Source organism: Massilia genomosp. 1 (genome assembly GCF_011682185.1).
In the GTDB taxonomy this organism is placed as follows: domain Bacteria; phylum Pseudomonadota; class Gammaproteobacteria; order Burkholderiales; family Burkholderiaceae_D; genus Telluria_A; species Telluria_A rubra.
Genome location: NZ_WHJF01000299.1, coordinates 1 through 1,174, shown reverse-complemented (window position 1 = coordinate 1,174; position 1,174 = coordinate 1). Strand labels below are relative to the sequence as shown.

Genomic DNA, 1,174 nt, shown 5'->3' with positions numbered 1-1,174 from the left:
CCGCTCCCGGAAACGATGTCAAAAGTACAGCACAAGAACGAACCCTAAAAACCCCACTACAACGCTCAAGATCACGACATACTTTGTTCAAAAACACACCCGACAAGTAGTCTGACACAGGGGGTGGGCGGACAATGGTTTTACTGGGCAGTATTGTCCGCGGTATTCGCGGCGCTGACCGCGATTTTCGCCAAGATTGGTATTGCTGGCGTTGATGCGGACTTTGCCACCTTGGTTAGAACTATCTTGATCGCCTTCATATTGACGGCCTTCGTGCTTTACACGGATAAATGGATCAATCCTTCCGCCTTGGCGCCGAAAACCTGGTGGTTCCTCGGACTGTCGGCCTTGACAACCGGTGCGTCGTGGGTCTGTTATTTTCGTGCGCTGCAGCTCGGCGAAGCATCGCAAGTTGCGCCCGTGGACAAGTTTAGCGTGGTACTAGTGGCGCTGTTCGCTGTCGTGTTCCTCGGCGAGCGCCCTTCGCTCGGTGATTGGGGCGGTATTGCTCTGGTGGCGAGCGGCGTCTTGGTTCTCGCGCTGAAACGCTGATCGTCATCATGTTCAGAGGCAGCCGCCGTGCTTATGCTAGTTGCCGGTCGCCGCTTTTTCACCTACTGCGGCCAAAGCGTACGAGGCGATAAAGATATGCCACGATGACCAGAGCTACAAGCGCCTTCGATACTGGATCGACATAGGATGCGACTGCCTCGAAGTTTTCTTGCAGGACATAGCCGGCCCCCGTCAAGGCGCACACCCACAGCAGCGATCCGCCGATCGAATATGCCAGGAAGGGCAACAGCGGAATGCCTGCCACGCCGGCGGGAACGGAAATTAGGGTTCTGACGGCGGGCACCAGCCGCCCGATAATTAGCGCTGGCATGCCATGCCTACTGAAAGTTGACAAGGCTTTGTCGAGTTCCTGCGCAGACACCGTCAACCATCTTCCATGCTTGTCCGCCCATGTACGCAGGCGTTCTTGCCCCAGCCATTTACCGGCAAAATACCATGGTAGGGTGCCGACGACCGACCCAGCTGTGCCGGAAATTACGGCCCAATGCCGTTTTGAGTGGAAGTTGACTTCGGCTACCATATCGGCTACCGCTGTGAATGTCTGCGCCTTGCGGCGCTTGTCGATGTCCGGTCCGGAGCAGGGTCAAGGGCGGGCGGCGCG

The 1,174-nt window shown here is 57.1% G+C and carries 2 protein-coding genes; one reads left to right on the top strand and one right to left on the bottom strand.

Annotation, left to right across the window (positions count from 1 at the left end; all coding sequences use genetic code 11):
* Positions 1 to 123 precede the first annotated feature (123 nt).
* Positions 124 to 552, top strand: coding sequence for an EamA family transporter (locus F1735_RS33720; protein ID WP_373888633.1), 429 nt, complete (start codon positions 124 to 126; stop codon positions 550 to 552).
* A 58-nt stretch (positions 553 to 610) separates the two neighbouring features.
* Here F1735_RS33720 and F1735_RS33715 read toward each other — a convergent pair whose 3' ends face one another.
* Entirely contained in the window at positions 611 to 1,093 is a 483-nt protein-coding gene (locus F1735_RS33715) for a DedA family protein (RefSeq protein WP_167241380.1), read from the bottom strand.
* Between the last annotated feature and the right edge of the window lie 81 nt (positions 1,094 to 1,174).